This is a genomic window from Arenibacterium halophilum, assembly GCF_005938225.1.
Lineage (GTDB): Bacteria > Pseudomonadota > Alphaproteobacteria > Rhodobacterales > Rhodobacteraceae > Arenibacterium > Arenibacterium halophilum.
Genome location: NZ_VCPC01000007.1, coordinates 48,365 through 63,479, shown reverse-complemented (window position 1 = coordinate 63,479; position 15,115 = coordinate 48,365). Strand labels below are relative to the sequence as shown.

Here is a 15,115-nt window from a genome sequence, read left to right as displayed (position 1 = left end):
ACTAAGAAGCGAATTAGGGCGGGTGAAATGTTCCCTACGTGAATTACGGGGCCTAAGGAGAGCGTGAGCGTAAGACGGTGATCACCGTCCCGTCCGTCATCAGAACGATCAGGCCCCGTTCGGCGCCGGTCATGTCGAGATAAGCACGCACCTGAGCCCAATAGTGATCAAGCGTCTCCTGGGCTGGATTCACGTCGCTCTTCCAGTCGATCACGACGGCTGGCCGACCTTCCGGACCAACCGTAAGCGCGTCCGCGATGCCCGCCGTCGCAACCAGCGCGGCATCCTCTTGCTGAAAGGCATAGACCGGAAATTCAGCGAGCAATGAGGGACGCAAGGCCGCCACCTCCGACAAGGCCAGCGTTCGCGTCACGCAACCGGCCAGTTCCTCAGGCGAAAGCCCGTTCGCCGGATCGGAGGAAGGCTCCTCGCTGAGCGCATGGATGAGGTCAGTGGCACGCGCGGTGAGCGCCGCGCCGACCTCGTCGCATTCCCCTGTCAGGACTTCTTCCATGAGCTTGTGAAGGATCAGTCCACGCTCGCGTCCGCCCTGGATGGAGGCGGGCGTTTCGGTTTCTGGCGCCGGAGAATCAGTCGAAACGGCCCAGATGTCCGGTTCTTCTTCCTGAAGCACCGAACCCGTCGCCGTCTCGTCGCGGCTCGGCGCAAGCCAGGTCAGGTGCATCTGCCTTTCGGCAATCGCACCGGCCTCAGTGGCGAAACTCTCCCGTGTCTGGTCGTTTGCGGCATCGCCTGTCACCGCGATCGGGTCGAGCGGCAGATGCGACACGTCGAAGTGAGGGAGATTTGTCAGGGACAGGTCCACCAGGCCGATCCAGGCTGATTTCGACGGCGCTACGTCAAGCCGTGGCAAGACCAAGAGTTCCCGGGCGCGAGTTGCCGCGACATACCAGAGCCGGACCCGCTCGCGGTCCAGTTCATCCTTCTCGGCCTGCCGCGCCGCGTCGTAACCAGACGGAGGGACACCCAGAACCGGGCAGTAGAAGGTATCAGTCTGGCGATCGGTCACGGCGCTATCAGGAGCCATCACCCCTGTCATGGTGTTGATGGGGATGACGACCGGCCATTCAAGGCCCTTTGCAGCGTGCATTGTATAGAGGGCGACGGCTTCTTCCTGCGCATCTGGTCGACCTTCCACCGCGCGGGCCTCATCCGTCCACGCCGCCGTCATCGCCTCGGAAAAGGCGCGCAAACCGCGTACTGCAAAGCCGGTGGCCAGGCTGAGATAGAGATCGACATTGGCAAGCGCTCGTTCTGCCTGACCGCGATGCCGTTCCAGAAGAACGGGGCGTACCCGAAGGACGTCGACGGCCTGCGAAAGAAGATCGTGCGGTGTCGTGCTGTTGGCGCGTTTCTGGAGCGCTTGCAGCCGATCGATCACAGCGCGCGCCAGCGGATGCGCTATTGCCGCGGGGTCGACGCCGAGGTCGAGCCGCGGGATCCGGTCGGGTTCTTTTTCCGAACGCGGAAGCGCCCAGACGATGTCCAGGAGCTCCTCTTCGCTGAGCCCGACAAGCGGGCCGCGCAGCAATGCGCCGAGCGCCAGCGTATCACGACGATCGGCGAGAACCCGCGTGATCGCGATGAGGTCCTGTACTTCCTGCCGGCGAAACAGGCCTTTGCCGGCCTGGGTTGCGACTGGGATGCCCCGGCGCTCAAGGGCTTCTTCATAGCGCCAGAGCTCCGCGCCAGTCGGGGCGAGCAAGGCGATGTCGCCCGGCTGGCAGGGGCGTCGTGCACCGGCTTTGCGATCCTGGACCGGATGACTGCCGATCAAGCGTGCGCAAAGTTCAGCCACCGCTTCGGCTTCGGCGTCGCGTCGTTGCTCGGCGCTGGCCTTGCCTTTCTCGTCAGCGACCGCGATATCGATCGCCGCGACGCAGACGCCGTCTTCCGGATCGTCGTGGAAGGGATCGAGCGCGGTGAAGCCGGGTTGGCTATCGGCCGATAGAACAGCCTCGAACCGATCGTTGACGAAAGTGAGGATCGAGGCACAGGAACGGAAATTGGTCGAGATCGAGACGAGGCCGTCCGCGTCCTGCGTCGAGAAGGCGTTGCGGGCCTGAACGTAAGCGCCGACATCCGCGCCGCGGAAGCGATAGATTGCCTGCTTGGGGTCGCCAACCAAGAAGAGTGCGCCCGGACGGATCCGGAAGCGCGTCCAGTCCTGCGGATCATCACCGGGATCACCGCATAGACGCCAGAAGATTTCGGCCTGGAGCGGGTCGGTGTCCTGAAACTCGTCGACCAAGACCTTTGAATACCGCTGGCCGAGTGCCTGTCGCACAGTTTCATTGTCGCGCAACAGGTCGCGCGCGGCGTAGATGAGATCATCGAAATCGAGTTGGGCGCTGGCGCGCTTGTGCTTTCGGTAGCGCACGAGGATTGTGCGTGCTTCGTCGATCAATGTCGTAAGGACCTGGCCGGAAACCGCCTGGAGCAACGCGGTCCACGCGGCACAGCACGCCTCATACAGGTCGCTGGCCGTATCATTCAGCCTGTCGCCGTCTGCCTTGGACAGCCCTGCCTGCTTTGCCGCCGCTGCCCATTTGCCCTTCTTGCGGTAGGCGTAAAAGCTGCCCGCCCCAGTCGTGAGATCGGGATGCGGGCGTGCAACCAGCAGCCCGACGAGCCCGGCAGGCGTGGAACCATCTGCAATGGATGGAAGGGTGGCCGCCATTTCAGAAAAGCGCGCGGCGAAGATCTCCGTTTCCGGCTCGTGGACGCCGGCGCTTTGCATAAAGGCCGAAAGTTCGTCGGTTGCCTGCCGGAAGGCTTGCAGGTGACCTGCAAAAGGCATCGCCTCCGGTGCGACCAGATTCCTCGACCGCCGGAGGGCTTCGGCGATCTTGTGCATCAGAGCGACGGTCTCTCCCGGGTTATGCAGCACCATTTCGGCCAGGACACCGCCCTGATCGCCAGACAATCGCTGGCGCAGCCAGCCATCGACGATTTCGAGGAAGTTGAGATCGGCCTGGTTGCGATCGATGACCGCTGCGCCCGGATCGATATCCGCTTCCGCCGGGTAGGGCTTGATCAATCGCTGACAGAAGCCGTGGATGGTCGAGCAGGTGATTTCGTCGATCGCCGTGCTGGCTGAAACCAGATTTTCGCGCTGCGTTACAGACAGGCCCCCCGGTAGGCCAACGCGGAGCTCCGGTGCGATGTGGCCGGCGGCGAGATCTTCGACGAAGTCCCGAACGCGCAAGAGAAGTTCGCTGGCCGCCAGTTCGGTAAACGTGACCGCAGCAATGGAACTTGGCGCGACACCCTGCGCTAGCATGACAGCGATCCTGCCAGCCATGACGGCGGTCTTGCCCGATCCCGCGCCAGCTTCAACCAAGATGGACCGGTCGTGACAGCTGATAGCGTCATGCCGGGCGCCGTCATCGTTCAGAACTTTCACGCTGCTCATCATTCTGCCTCCCAGATCGGCACGACCGCGCTGAGCCGCTCGGTCGCGGCGGCTTGCTTGCGTTTGCAGTAGGTGGCGCCTGCGTTTGCCGGCAGGGCAAAAGCGAGATCGTCGTAGTCGCTTCCTGTATCCGGCCCGAGCAAAGCAGCGCCGTTGGCAAACGCGGTCCTCGCCGCCTGCAGATAAGCCTTGATATCCGCCAGAACGGTGTCCGGATCGTCGAGTTGGAGATCTAGCGGCTCACGCGGATAGAGCAGCGAAGCGCTGATCGCGATGTGGTCGCCCAAGAGCGCCTTGACGGCGAAGGCATAAAGGCAACGCTGAAGTTCGCGGCCGCCGTTCACACGGATATCGCCTTTGGGCGGCTTGCCGGTCTTGTAGTCGCGCACGAGCGCCCGGCTGCCGTCATCAGCTATGTCGAGCCGGTCGATGTAGCCGGCAATGTGAAATCCGGTGTCGGGGATAATGACCGGATCACTGGCGTCCCAGGGCAATGCCGCGTCCGACTTGGGCGCGGCCCCGCCGAACGGGACTTCGCCAAAGGATCGGCTGCCCGGCAGATGGTCATTGCCATAGGCAAGCGCCTGTCCGGCAAGAGCGCGAGCGTCCCCGAGCGTGCGGCCCCAGATAACAGCGGGCGGAACGGGCCGCTCGCTTTCCCATTCGGCAGCCACCGCACCAGCAGCTTCATCCACCGCAGCCTGAATGGTAGCCCTGTCGGCGGACGCCAGGCCGCCCATTGCTTCGAGGTTTCGCAGGGCGCGGTCGAGCACCAGATGGATGAGGTCGCCGGTTTGCAGGGCGTCAAGCACGAGCGGCTCGGCACTGCCTTGCGGGGATTTCCAACCGAGCGCATAGCGCCAGAGGAAATTGAGGGGGCTGCGCAGCAGTGTTTTGAGCGAGCTCGCCGACTGGGTCCGCGCGAGGATCGCTAGAATCAAAGGATGATCCGCCCTGACCAGGCCATCATGAGCTGTCACATCGGCCATGCGCCAATCGCGCCAGCAGGAACGCGCACTCAATGCCTGGGGATCGGCGGCGAATTCCTGCGGCCGCGCCATAAGCCGGTCGGTTTCACTGAAGGCATGGGTGGGAACGGCGTTGCGCCGTAGATAGGCTTCCTCGTCATAGGTAGCGAGGAGGGGGCTGCGACCGAGCAGTCGGCCGTCGCTGTCGCGTCGGGCGCGGGAGAGGACGACGTCGCTGCCCGTAGTGGCGAGGATCGTCTCAAAGTCACGGCGATCTGCCAGATTAACGGGAAGCGGGTCGAGCTCGTCCGTTTGAATGATGTGGTCCGGGATCAGCCGATCTTCGGCAATCCCGCGTGGCCAGCGGGAGGAATTGAGACCGATAAGCCGAACGAAGCGGCGCGGCGACGCGGCCAGGGCACTGGCCGGCATCCAGGCCACGGAGACGCAGGCCTCGAGCCCGTCATCCTGTTTCAATGATTCTAGCGTGCTGTCGATCGCTCCGGCGGGTCCTGCCAAAAGGGCTTTGCGCCAGATGGACAATGCCCGGTCATTGAGGAAGGCTTCACCGATTTCCTGTGCCGCATCCGGCCCCTTTGCCAGCAGATCGACCGCAGCACGCAGCACCGGGGCGTGATCCATGCCGTCGGGCCAGTCGTCCGGCGCGAGGCGCGCCAGCAGTTGGTTCCAGGCGGATGGCATTGACAAGGGTGCATCGCTTGGAAGGACACGCATCCAGCCATCGGGAAGGGACGCCAGAGGTGCAGAATCCCGGCACAGGGCGACGAGACGGCGCAGGCGCGACTGTGAGAGCCCGCGCACGATGATGTCGGCGAGTGCCGCTGCCGCTTGTCCGTCACGTGTCGTGACGGCCGGGATGCCATGGACGAAATGCAGATCGGTATTGGCATCGGCGCGCAGCGCGAGAAAGTGATCGTCGTAGTCGGCCGGCGACGCGGTGGCGATGGCAATGTCGGCGGGCGATACGCCCGACGCGAGCAGCGACCGCACCCAACGCAGCGTCTCGACTGCCTCATGGTAAGCGGTCGCGGCACTAACGGATCGAATGGTCGGCGCCTCAGCATCGCCTCGAGCGACAGCAACGCCGCTTTCCTTGAGCCAGACCGGGACAGGGCGAGGACCTGACGACCATTGCATGGGGATATGCTCGGAGAGCGCCTTCAAGAGAGGCCGCCAGCAGGGAGACAGTTCGGTCAGTCCGACGATTTCCATCGAGCCGAATATGGCGGGTGCATGTGTGATCCGGCTGATGGCTGCGGCTACAATATCGACCGGACGCATCATTCCGCTCGGAAGTTCGGCAAGGACAGCGGCCTCCAGGCGAGCGATGGCTTCAAGCCTTGGATGATCATCTGACCGGGAAGCGAGATCGATATCGGCTCGCCACGCCTTGTGCAGTGTGTCGGCGGCCGCGCCGATCATGCCCGGCAGCATCTTGATATCTTCCAATTCGCCCATCGGTGTTTCAGGGAGGACCGTCTGGATCGCCGCGCGCAGGCTTTCTTCGTCGATTGCGCGGGCGAAACCGCCCGCGAGCCGCACCGCGGCTTGTTCGAATGACATGATCTGGAGGCCATGTTGACCGCTGCGGGCTGCCACAAGGCGGGCCTCCCGCATTGCGTGTCGTCCATAGACAATTAGCGTGGACCGGCACGTCGTGGACATCTTCAAGTTCCTTTTTGAAGAATAGCTTTGACCAAATCGGGAAGTGCTTGTGTCGAAAGCTTTGAGGATTCAGCGTCCCGAACCAAAAGTTCGATAGTAAGAAATTGATGGAACTTCTCTGATATCAGATTGCCTGCGCCTGCGAACAAATCGACGGGTGCGCCGGATCCAATTTCTTCCAGCGCCGATCGAAGATCGGGTGTTTCGTCCCCGGCCTCTACAATCAGAAACCCGTCGTGCTGCTCGACTGAAAACCCTTCACTTCTGAGTGCGAGCGCGAGAGTCGACGTCTTCACCGTTCCGACCCGCGTTGCGATGATTGATGTGTGCTCGCCGAGAGAGAGGATATTCTCGTTCCGAAATCCTAGCAGTTGATACTGAGCACGCGCTTCCTCCAGCATCGTCAAGGAAACAGAGTCCATATAGACCGGACTGGCATTCCCCTCGAGCACTTCGAACATTCGGTCAATTACCTTGTCATGAATGTCTCCTGCGTCGCCACCGAAGACGGGAGGCACACCAGCCTTCGCGGGTTTGACGACGATGACCTTTTCACGATCATGGATTTCTTGAACCACCCAACGCCTACCAGAAAAAATCAGCAGCATCCCGGGAGCAAGAACATTGTCGATTGGTAGGGTTCCAAGATCCCGCCCCTCTGCAACCAAACGGAATTCTTCAGGTGTCTGGAACACGGCATAGAAGCTGTAATGCTCAACCAGCTTTTCGCCTGTCGGTCCCAAGAGTAACAGCCCACTTGCGGCTTGTTCGATCAAGCTGGTTTCAGGATGACCGATCGCACGCAATACATCTGCGAATATTTCGGTTGTGACCTTTCGAAAAGGGCCTTCGCGGCAAAGGACGTTGTAGACCGCGCTTGCAGACGCACCGCCGCGCTGCGCAATAACTGATAGAATCTGATGGACGAGCGTCGAAAGGTGAAGGGCTTGCGGTTTTGGTGGTTCGCACCAACCTTCCAGCAGCAGGTCTATCATCGCGATGGACCTGATCAGGCCGAGGCGAAGACGATCCACGAAGCTACTCTCCGGCGTCAACTTGGCTTCGACAGCGTACTGCCTGAGAATGGCCGGTTGTCCTTCACGCCGGCCTGACCGGCCAAGCCGTTGTCGCAACGCCGCGACGCTGAATGGCGCGCCAATTTGAGCCACGCAAGTCACGTCACCGATGTCGATTCCAAGCTCGAGCGTCGACGTGCAAACGGCGGTCGTCGGTTTGGCAGGATCCTTTAAGCGCCGTTCTACGAAGTCACGGTGTTCTCGGGAGAGGCTCGCGTGGTGGGGATAGAATTCCTGTGGCAGGTGCTCCCGTTCGCAAAGCTCCCGCAACCGATCTGCGTAAATCTCGACCCGTTGGCGCGCTCCGGCGAAGACCAGGTTGTCACTGCCTCGAAGGTGTTTGAACAGATGGGCTGCTATCGCGTCCGTTGCGGATGGGCTGTTTTCATCCTCATCGCCTGAGAGGTAGCCGCGAAGCTGAAGCTTCAATTCTGCCTCGCCGCCATCTGCTTCGATCAGCTGGACAGAGCTTGCTGCGTCAGGGCGAAGATAGGCCTTGGCGAGGTCCATGTCGCCTAGCGTAGCTGACAGACCTATCCGACGGATTGGGCGCTTTATCGCGAGCTCGAGCCTTGTGAGCAGTGAACGAAGCTGGACACCGCGTTCGCTATCCAGAACCGTATGCAGTTCGTCGATCACGACCGCCCGCGTGGCCCCAAATAGGCGGGCAATTTCCAAACCGCGACGAATGAAAAGCGCTTCAAGGGACTCTGGGGTTATCAGCAGGATCCCTTTTGGAGATTTCAACGCGCGCGTCTTGATCGATTGCGAGACATCCCCGTGCCAGGGAACAACCGGAAGCTCTGCTTCCTGGCAGATGCCCTCCAGCCGCATGGCCTGGTCCGTGATCAAGGCTTTCAGCGGACCGATGTAGAGCAGGTCGAAACCGGTGCCGCCCGACGGCTCGTCAAGCACCTGTGAAATCAACGGCAGAAACGCCGCCTCGGTCTTTCCGCCCGCCGTCGAAGCCGCGACGATCAAATCGGCATTGGTCTCGCAGATCGTCCGGATGGATCGCGCCTGGATGTCGCGAAGTTCGCGCCATCCTTGCTGGCGTATCCATTTCTGCACAGGCCTCGCCAGTTTGTCGAACGCACTGCTCATCAGCGTCAGAGCTTGAAGCTGATCAGGTCATCGTCACCGGGGTCTTGTGCGCCAGTCGACTCGTCTACCTCGGTCATGTCTTCGCCGAGGTCTTCGGAAACTTCGATCTTTTCGATCAGATCGCTCCACTCGACACCGGGGTTTTGCTCAAGCACGGAAAGCAAGTTCACGAATGCGGTCACCGTGTTGCGCGGCGTGCGGAAGTAAGCTTCACCGATCCGGTCCGAGCAATGCGCCATGAAGGCCTCGAGCGCGTCGTCCGGTAAAGCTCCGGCATCCTCCTGCATGATCCGCCGGACATTGGCCAAAAGAACGAAGAGGTCTTCAGGGGTCAGACTGGCCAGCCGGACAACCGGTCCTGAAAGGTCGATCAATCCCTCTCGCGCGAAGGTGTTCTCGGCCAAACGCGACTGGAGGGCTTCATAACTGTAGAGCCCTCGACGGGTGTTCATCAGAAACTCCGGGGTCCCGCCCATGAGGAATCCGAGGTTCTCGGCACTACCTTGCAGCACATCATTCAGGATCCGGAGGATCTGTTCGTAGTTTGCATTGCGGGCCTGCGACGAGGTGAGCTTGTAGAGGTTCACCATCTCGTCGAGGCCGACCAGCAATCCTTTATACCCGGCCTCGCACACGAATGCCGACATAAGCTTCAGATGGTCATAGACACTGGCGTCGTCGATGATCGTTCGCACACCAAGTGCTTTGCGCGCGTCGGTGCGTGTCGCGAATTCACCGCGCAGCCATCTCAGGGCTGCGGATTTCAGCTCGTCGTCGCCTGTTTCATGGCCTTCCCAATATCGACGGATGACTTCAGCGAACTCAAACCCCCCGGTAAGTTCTTCGAAGTGGCCAAGGCGTTCACGGATGACAGACCCTGTTGGCAAATCCCGTTCTTCAGCGTCTCGGTGAGCCTGGCTGACAAAACGCTCCACCACGCTGGCCAATGCCCCACCATCGGGCTTTGTCCGCGTCGAGAGGTTTCGGGCCATCTCGGCATACAGCCCCCGAGCTTGTCCGCCGGTCGCGTGAATGCGCCGATCTGGCGCCAGATCCGCAAACATCACGACCAATCCTTTCTCCAGAGCCACGAGGCGGATCAGGTTCATGAAGAACGTCTTGCCCGATCCGTATTCCCCGATGATGAACCGGATCGCCGATCCGCCATCGGATATCCGGTCCATGTCCTTGACGAGCTCTTCAATCTCTCGGACGCGGCCAACCTGAATATGGCGCAAACCGAGCTTGGGCACGACCCCGGCCCGAAGCGCCTGTACGATTGCATCGCGTTCACGTGGTTTCAACTTAGACATCCCTGCCCTCCACACTCATCTTTTCTCTTACCGCCTCCGCAATCTCCAGAGACACGTCATATCCATCATACTCGTCGAGAAGCGCTTCATCGTAGGATTCAAAAGCCCATTCATTCACGACTTCCAAAGCCCCGGACGCCATCAAGCCATGCGAGGCGCAGATCGTCTCGAGCTCGGTCTCAGACCAATGCTCCCGAGTCAGAAGTTCGAGGACAAGGGCGCCGTGTTTCTGGTCAAGCCCTGCCAGCTGGCTTTGGCTGGCAGGCCCGGAGGCACTGTTTTCTTCCTCTTCGACATCGAAAATCTGACCGAGTACGGACGACACGCGCTCGGTGTCCGAACGGATTGCTGCGATCCGCGAAGCGTCGAGTTTGGGTCCGCTGGCCTTTTCAAGCGCGGGTATCGCTTCGCCCGGGCGACCCGGTTGCGACGCACGAACAGTGCGAGGACCATCCGCAACTTCGCCAGCATGCAGGTCGGAGTAGGCTAGCGCAGGATCAAGGCCCAAAGCCTTGTAGATCTTCTCAATGCTTGCGACTTCGTCGGAGTGAATAATGCCATCGGCATGTGCTGCACCGACCAGCGCTGCCCGCATAGCGGCCTGGCTGTCTTGGCCCACCTCCTTCAGTTTGCGCCGCAGAAGCGTCATGTCCGGTGGCACGGCCAGGAACCATTCAAGGTTTGCACGCAGCCTGCAGCGTTCCTGATCGCTGAGGGACGCGGCAGCAATTTGCTCTTCCAACGCCCTGCGTTCAGGCTCCGCGATGCGACCATCCGCATGGGCGACGAACGACCCAAGTGCCAATTCGATCAAGGCGCTTCGATAGCTGTCGGAAACTTCCTCCAGTCTTTCGATGGGTTCGCCCAGTCGAAACAGCACAACAGGCTCCTCCGCCTTGGGCGACCGGAGCGCAAACCTAGGGTCGGGCGCCAGACCGAAACCAAGGCGAGCGAGCGCGTCGGCCGCTCCTGTCATCTGCCGTTTCCCGATCTTCTCATTCGTTTCTCCCTCCAGACGCCCGATCACCTCCTCAAGCGGCGCCAATCCCCCGCGATCGACGATATCGCTTGCCCAAGACTTCAAGCGGTCCATTTCCTCTGATGGGAAAACATCCCATAGTTCAGAGGGCAGCAAGGCATGCGCTTCCACGCTTCCGCGACCATCAGGATTTCGGCCCAGGAAGCGACTGAGCTTGTCGAGATCGTTCATCACCTCGTCAGCCAACTCCTGGGCAATCTCGACCGGCTTGCGCAGGCCGGAAATATCCGGGATCGGCTTGCCGTCGACGGTTGGGTTGGCGGACCCCTGAAACTCGCTGGAAGCGGCTCGATAGGATGCCGTGAGTGATTTCCGGGGTTTGGTTACTTTGAGCCCATCAGGAAAACGCCGATCAAACCGCATACGGAAAAGAACGACGAACTCGTCACGGCACCGCGTCGCGGGAGTTCTCAGATTTGTTTCGGGATGGCAGATGAACCAACTCAGCAACCAGTCAGCTGTAAGGTTCTCGCCTTTGTCGATCCGACCTCCGATTGCGTATTTGAGTGAGAACGGAATTTCCCAGCCCTGTTTCTCGAAAATTGGCTCGATAGCGTCGAGGTCGGTTTCGGCAAGCATCGCTATGTCGAGGAACTCACCCAAATAGCGCCTGACGGAGTGGTTGTCAGGGTAAAGTGACTGCAGCCGCCGAACTTCCTGGACGATATCCTTTGCGTCTTCATTGGACTGATCAACGAAGAAGCGACGCTCTAGCCCGTAGAAGTACAGGAACATGTAGCCGGGGTTGTAGGAGGCATCGTTTCGCCCGCTGGCCAACCAGTCGAGGTAGGTCGCCCGGCACTGAGGTGAGATATCCGAGTACCCAGGCCAGTAGGGCATACCTTCTCCAGCTTTGTCGGCTCCAGAGCGCGCGACCGACAGGGACGGATCGATATAGGCTCGGCATTTGTCACGATACCCGTAGGTGTTCAGCAAGGGGGGCGTGCCGACATAGACCATCCCGCCGATGTTGCGGCCGGCCACGCTAGCTGTTTCGCTAGACGGGACCCACCCGCTTTTCGTTGGTCGGGACGATACGCTCGATGCCATTCGCGAGGGCTGATTTCGTTCAGCGGCCGCGGCAAGTGCCGGCGCCGCAGACTTTCCAGCCCGAACGATTTCAGCGTAGTCCTGCTTTGGTGGGGAGTAAGCCTGCACGGCAGCCGGCTGTATGGACGCGTTGGCTTCGCGAGTTCGTTCGCGCTCACGCTCGATACGCTTGTCGTAGGCACTTGGGCGCGGCACCGGCTCAGGTCGGGGGGGTAGATTTTCGGAACTCCCCTCAGCTTGCGCCTTTGCAGCGACTTTCCGCGATCTCCGTTTTTCTTGCCACCAGACCAGAATGACGGGAACACCAAATGCAAACAACATCTGGCCGCCAATCGGCCAACCCTGAAGCATTGTGGTCACCACGACCATGCATAAGAAAAAATATAGGACGAGAAAGAATGTAATTCGGAAAAACTTGATTATTGAAGACATTATCGGAACCCTCTCCGAACCACACTATTTTGCACAGCCATCTTTGCAACGACTAACGTCATGGTTGAAGCACTTCCCATGCATTATGCTTGATTGGGCCGATGGCCACATACATCTGTTCGCACCGTTGAGGGCACACCCCCGCCCCAGTGACCGTAACCGGAACGGCCGAGATGAAGCGTTGCCACGACCATGCGACGGCTGGTCGGGCTGGCTCCGGAGGAGACGGCCGGGCCAGCGGCACGTCGCAGGGAGAGGCGGCGTTTCAGCTCGGGGAGGGCGGCTGCGCGCAGCCGACCGAGTAGGGCGCGGTCCTGGCCAAAGGGCAGGAGGGGCCAATGTTCCCCTTGAATGCTTCAACTTAAAAATCAAAAGTTACTTCAACGGCAGGGCCATTGAGACAGGCGGAACACACTTTGATTGAGCTGAAAATCGAACTGGTTGGCATCAAACCACCCATCTGGCGCCGTATCCTCGTGCCGAATGACATCAGCTTGGACATCCTGCATTCCGTTCTCCAGGGCGCTATGCCTTGGCAAGACTATCATTTGCATGAGTTCGAGATTGGCGAAGACAGGTTCGAGGCCCGCGACGAAAGTGACGACAGCTGGGACCCTACCGATGGGCGGAAGGACGAGAAGAGGTTTACTCTTGGAAAGCTGGTCAAGAAAGGCAGTCAGTTCACATACACTTATGATTTCGGCGATGGCTGGCGGCATCTCGTCACCGTTGAGAAGATTAGCAAACCAACCGGAAGACCAGATCTGGACTTTCCCGCCTGTGTTGACGGAGAGCGAGCCTGCCCGCCAGAGGACTGTGGAGGACCCTACTCTTACGAAGAGTTTCTCGACGCGCTGACCGACAAACACCACCCGGAACATCGCGATACAAAGCAATGGGCGGGCGCGTTCGAACCGGAAGTGTTCAGCGTGCAGCAAGCCAATGCTGCCGTCGGTGCGATGTTTGTATGGGCAAAAGAACGCCACAATCGAAAGTGAAACCTGACTCTGGTTTGGCGCAGCGGCTTCGACAGGGGCACATAGCTTCGACTGTTCGATCCGAATGGCCGGATGTCTTCTCAGCCCTCCGAGGGCATCCACGCCCTGCTTTGCTGGTGAGCTTCAGAGCTGACAACCACCAGTCTCTTTGAAAATTCCAGAATTTGTCGATCCTTGACGGACTATCTCACAGGTTATCACAGAAACAAGTGGCGGCATCTTTAAAAATACATCATTATGTCGCCCATGAGTGGACAAGAACACGAAAAACTAAAGAGCCTTCTTGAGGCTGTCCCCACGGGGTTCCTCGTGGACTCCGCCTGGCTGGAGCACCACGGGATAGGCCGGCGTTCGTCGTACGCCTATGTCCAACGCGGCTGGCTAGAACGCCTTGGACGCGGCGTCTTCCGCCGTCCCTCACCAGGCAGCGCCACCACGAATACGCTCGATTGGAAGACCTGCCTGCTCTCGCTCCAGCACGTCATGCACTACCCTGTCCATGTCGGGGGGGCGACGGCATTGGACCTGCAAGGCTATGCGCACTATCTCTCACTCGGCGACAAGAGCACAGTCTGGCTCTACGGGTCAAAAATTCCCAACTGGCTCGAAAAGCTGCCGCTCAACGCCGAACTCCGCACACGCAGCGTATCGCTGTTCTCCGATCCAGAGTTTGGCGTCAATGACGCGCGAAATAATCTCAACGAGACAGCATCGTCCCTGCCATGGGACTGGAAACTGGTGATGTCCTCGCCGGAACGCGCGATCTTTGAGGCGCTGGACGAGTTGCCGGATCCGGAGAGCTTTCACAACCTCGACATGGTGTTCGAAAGCCTGACGACGTTGCGCCCAAGAACCCTCTCGGCACTGCTCAGAAGTTGCAAGAAGATCAAGGTCAAACGCCTGTTCTTCGTGTTCGCCGACCGCCACGACCATGCCTGGCGCAAGCGACTCGATCCGGAAGAGTTCGACCTCGGCAGCGGCGATCGCGCATTGGTCAAAGGCGGCAAGATACATCCGCGCTACAGGATCATGGTGCCCGAAGAGTTTGTAGGAAAGGAACGTGGTCATGGCGCGTGAGGACTATGCCGCCCAAGTGGCGCTGCTCGTGCGGATACTGCCGTATGTCGCAAAGGAGAAAATATTTGCGCTCAAGGGTGGGACGGCCATCAACCTCTTCTATCGCGACCTTCCGCGCCTCTCGGTCGATATCGATTTGACCTATCTGCCTGTCAAGGACCGCGCCGAAAGCCTCGTCGAGATCAACGACGCGATGGACCGGATTGCCGCCGCCATCGAAAGCGGAATCACCGGCGCCAAAGCGCAGCGCATTGCCGGCGGTGGCGGCGGCGCCACGCGTGCGCTCGCCCGCCTCGGCACAGCCGAAATCAAGATCGAAACTTCCCCCGTCACCCGGGGCGTCGTGCATGATCCGGAACAACGCGAAGTCTCCGAAGCCGTCGAGGAGGCGTTCGGATATGCGACGATGAACATCGTATCCTTCGAGGATTTGTTCGGCGGCAAGCTCCATGCGGCCCTTGATCGCCAGCATCCGCGAGACCTTTACGACGTCAAGCTGCTCTACGAGAATGAAGGCTTCACGGACGAGTTGTTCCGCACTTTTCTGATCTACGTTGCGAGTTCACCCCGCCCGCCGCACGAACTTCTGAACCCAAACCTGATCGATCTGGATCAGCCCTATGCCCGGGAATTCGAGGGCATGACGAAGGGAGCGGTCGACCTTGCGGAATTGGTCTCAACGCGCGACCGCCTGATCGGTGATATCCAATCCCGCTTGGATGAGGGCGCGAAGAGGTTTCTGCGAACCCTGCATGACGGCGATCCGGACTTCGACGCGATCGACCGCCCTCAAGCGGCCGAGCTTCCAGCGGTCCGATGGAAGCTCATCAACGTGAACAAGCTGACAGCAGAAAACCCCAAGAAGCATTCCGCCCAAGGGGAAGAGCTGGAGAAGCTCCTCGGCTGAAGATGGATCAGGGATGACTGATTTCGAGA

8 protein-coding genes are annotated in these 15,115 nt (G+C 60.1%); 3 read left to right on the top strand and 5 right to left on the bottom strand.

Annotated elements, in window-relative coordinates:
* Positions 1-52 precede the first annotated feature (52 nt).
* The 5 genes from FGK64_RS20940 to FGK64_RS20920 all read right to left on the bottom strand — a co-directional run bounded on the left by FGK64_RS20940 (position 53) and on the right by FGK64_RS20920 (position 12,104).
* The gene (locus FGK64_RS20940; protein ID WP_210236610.1) at positions 53-3,436 is read right to left on the bottom strand and encodes a UvrD-helicase domain-containing protein; all 3,384 of its coding nucleotides are present in this window, start codon (positions 3,434-3,436) and stop codon (positions 53-55) included.
* Positions 3,436-5,988, bottom strand: a complete 2,553-nt coding sequence (locus FGK64_RS20935) for a PD-(D/E)XK nuclease family protein (RefSeq protein WP_246057857.1) — start codon at positions 5,986-5,988, stop codon at positions 3,436-3,438. Before FGK64_RS20935 ends, FGK64_RS20940 begins: the two co-directional genes overlap by 1 nt.
* Before the next feature lie 104 nt (positions 5,989-6,092).
* Positions 6,093-8,270, bottom strand: coding sequence for a DEAD/DEAH box helicase (locus tag FGK64_RS20930; RefSeq protein WP_138865819.1), 2,178 nt, complete (start codon positions 8,268-8,270; stop codon positions 6,093-6,095).
* A 5-nt stretch (positions 8,271-8,275) separates the two neighbouring features.
* Positions 8,276-9,583, bottom strand: a complete 1,308-nt coding sequence (locus FGK64_RS20925) for an ATP-binding protein (protein WP_138865818.1) — start codon at positions 9,581-9,583, stop codon at positions 8,276-8,278.
* Positions 9,576-12,104, bottom strand: coding sequence for a tellurite resistance TerB family protein (locus FGK64_RS20920; RefSeq protein WP_138865817.1), 2,529 nt, complete (start codon positions 12,102-12,104; stop codon positions 9,576-9,578). Before FGK64_RS20920 ends, FGK64_RS20925 begins: the two co-directional genes overlap by 8 nt.
* A gap of 416 nt (positions 12,105-12,520) precedes the next feature.
* Between FGK64_RS20920 and FGK64_RS20915 the strand changes: the two genes are divergently transcribed.
* The 3 genes from FGK64_RS20915 to FGK64_RS20905 all read left to right on the top strand — a co-directional run bounded on the left by FGK64_RS20915 (position 12,521) and on the right by FGK64_RS20905 (position 15,086).
* Positions 12,521-13,102 carry a plasmid pRiA4b ORF-3 family protein gene (locus FGK64_RS20915; RefSeq protein WP_246057854.1) on the top strand — a complete coding sequence of 194 codons (582 nt, stop codon included), beginning with the start codon at positions 12,521-12,523 and terminating at the stop codon, positions 13,100-13,102.
* A gap of 246 nt (positions 13,103-13,348) precedes the next feature.
* Positions 13,349-14,179 (top strand): type IV toxin-antitoxin system AbiEi family antitoxin domain-containing protein, encoded by an 831-nt coding sequence (locus tag FGK64_RS20910; RefSeq protein WP_138865815.1) that lies wholly within the window; start codon positions 13,349-13,351, stop codon positions 14,177-14,179.
* Positions 14,169-15,086 (top strand): nucleotidyl transferase AbiEii/AbiGii toxin family protein, encoded by a 918-nt coding sequence (locus FGK64_RS20905; RefSeq protein ID WP_138865814.1) that lies wholly within the window; start codon positions 14,169-14,171, stop codon positions 15,084-15,086. Before FGK64_RS20910 ends, FGK64_RS20905 begins: the two co-directional genes overlap by 11 nt.
* Positions 15,087-15,115 lie beyond the last annotated feature (29 nt).

Excerpts from the sequence above, each read along its gene's own strand:
- FGK64_RS20925 (WP_138865818.1), bottom strand. The coding sequence starts at position 9,583 with ATGTCTAAGTTGAAACCACGTGAACGCGATGCAATCGTACAGGCGCTT.
- FGK64_RS20930 (WP_138865819.1), bottom strand. The coding sequence starts at position 8,270 with ATGAGCAGTGCGTTCGACAAACTGGCGAGGCCTGTGCAGAAATGGATA.
- FGK64_RS20905 (WP_138865814.1), top strand. The coding sequence starts at position 14,169 with ATGGCGCGTGAGGACTATGCCGCCCAAGTGGCGCTGCTCGTGCGGATA.
- FGK64_RS20935 (WP_246057857.1), bottom strand. The coding sequence starts at position 5,988 with ATGTCATTCGAACAAGCCGCGGTGCGGCTCGCGGGCGGTTTCGCCCGC.
- FGK64_RS20940 (WP_210236610.1), bottom strand. The coding sequence starts at position 3,436 with ATGAGCAGCGTGAAAGTTCTGAACGATGACGGCGCCCGGCATGACGCT.
- FGK64_RS20920 (WP_138865817.1), bottom strand. The coding sequence starts at position 12,104 with ATGTCTTCAATAATCAAGTTTTTCCGAATTACATTCTTTCTCGTCCTA.
- FGK64_RS20910 (WP_138865815.1), top strand. The coding sequence starts at position 13,349 with ATGAGTGGACAAGAACACGAAAAACTAAAGAGCCTTCTTGAGGCTGTC.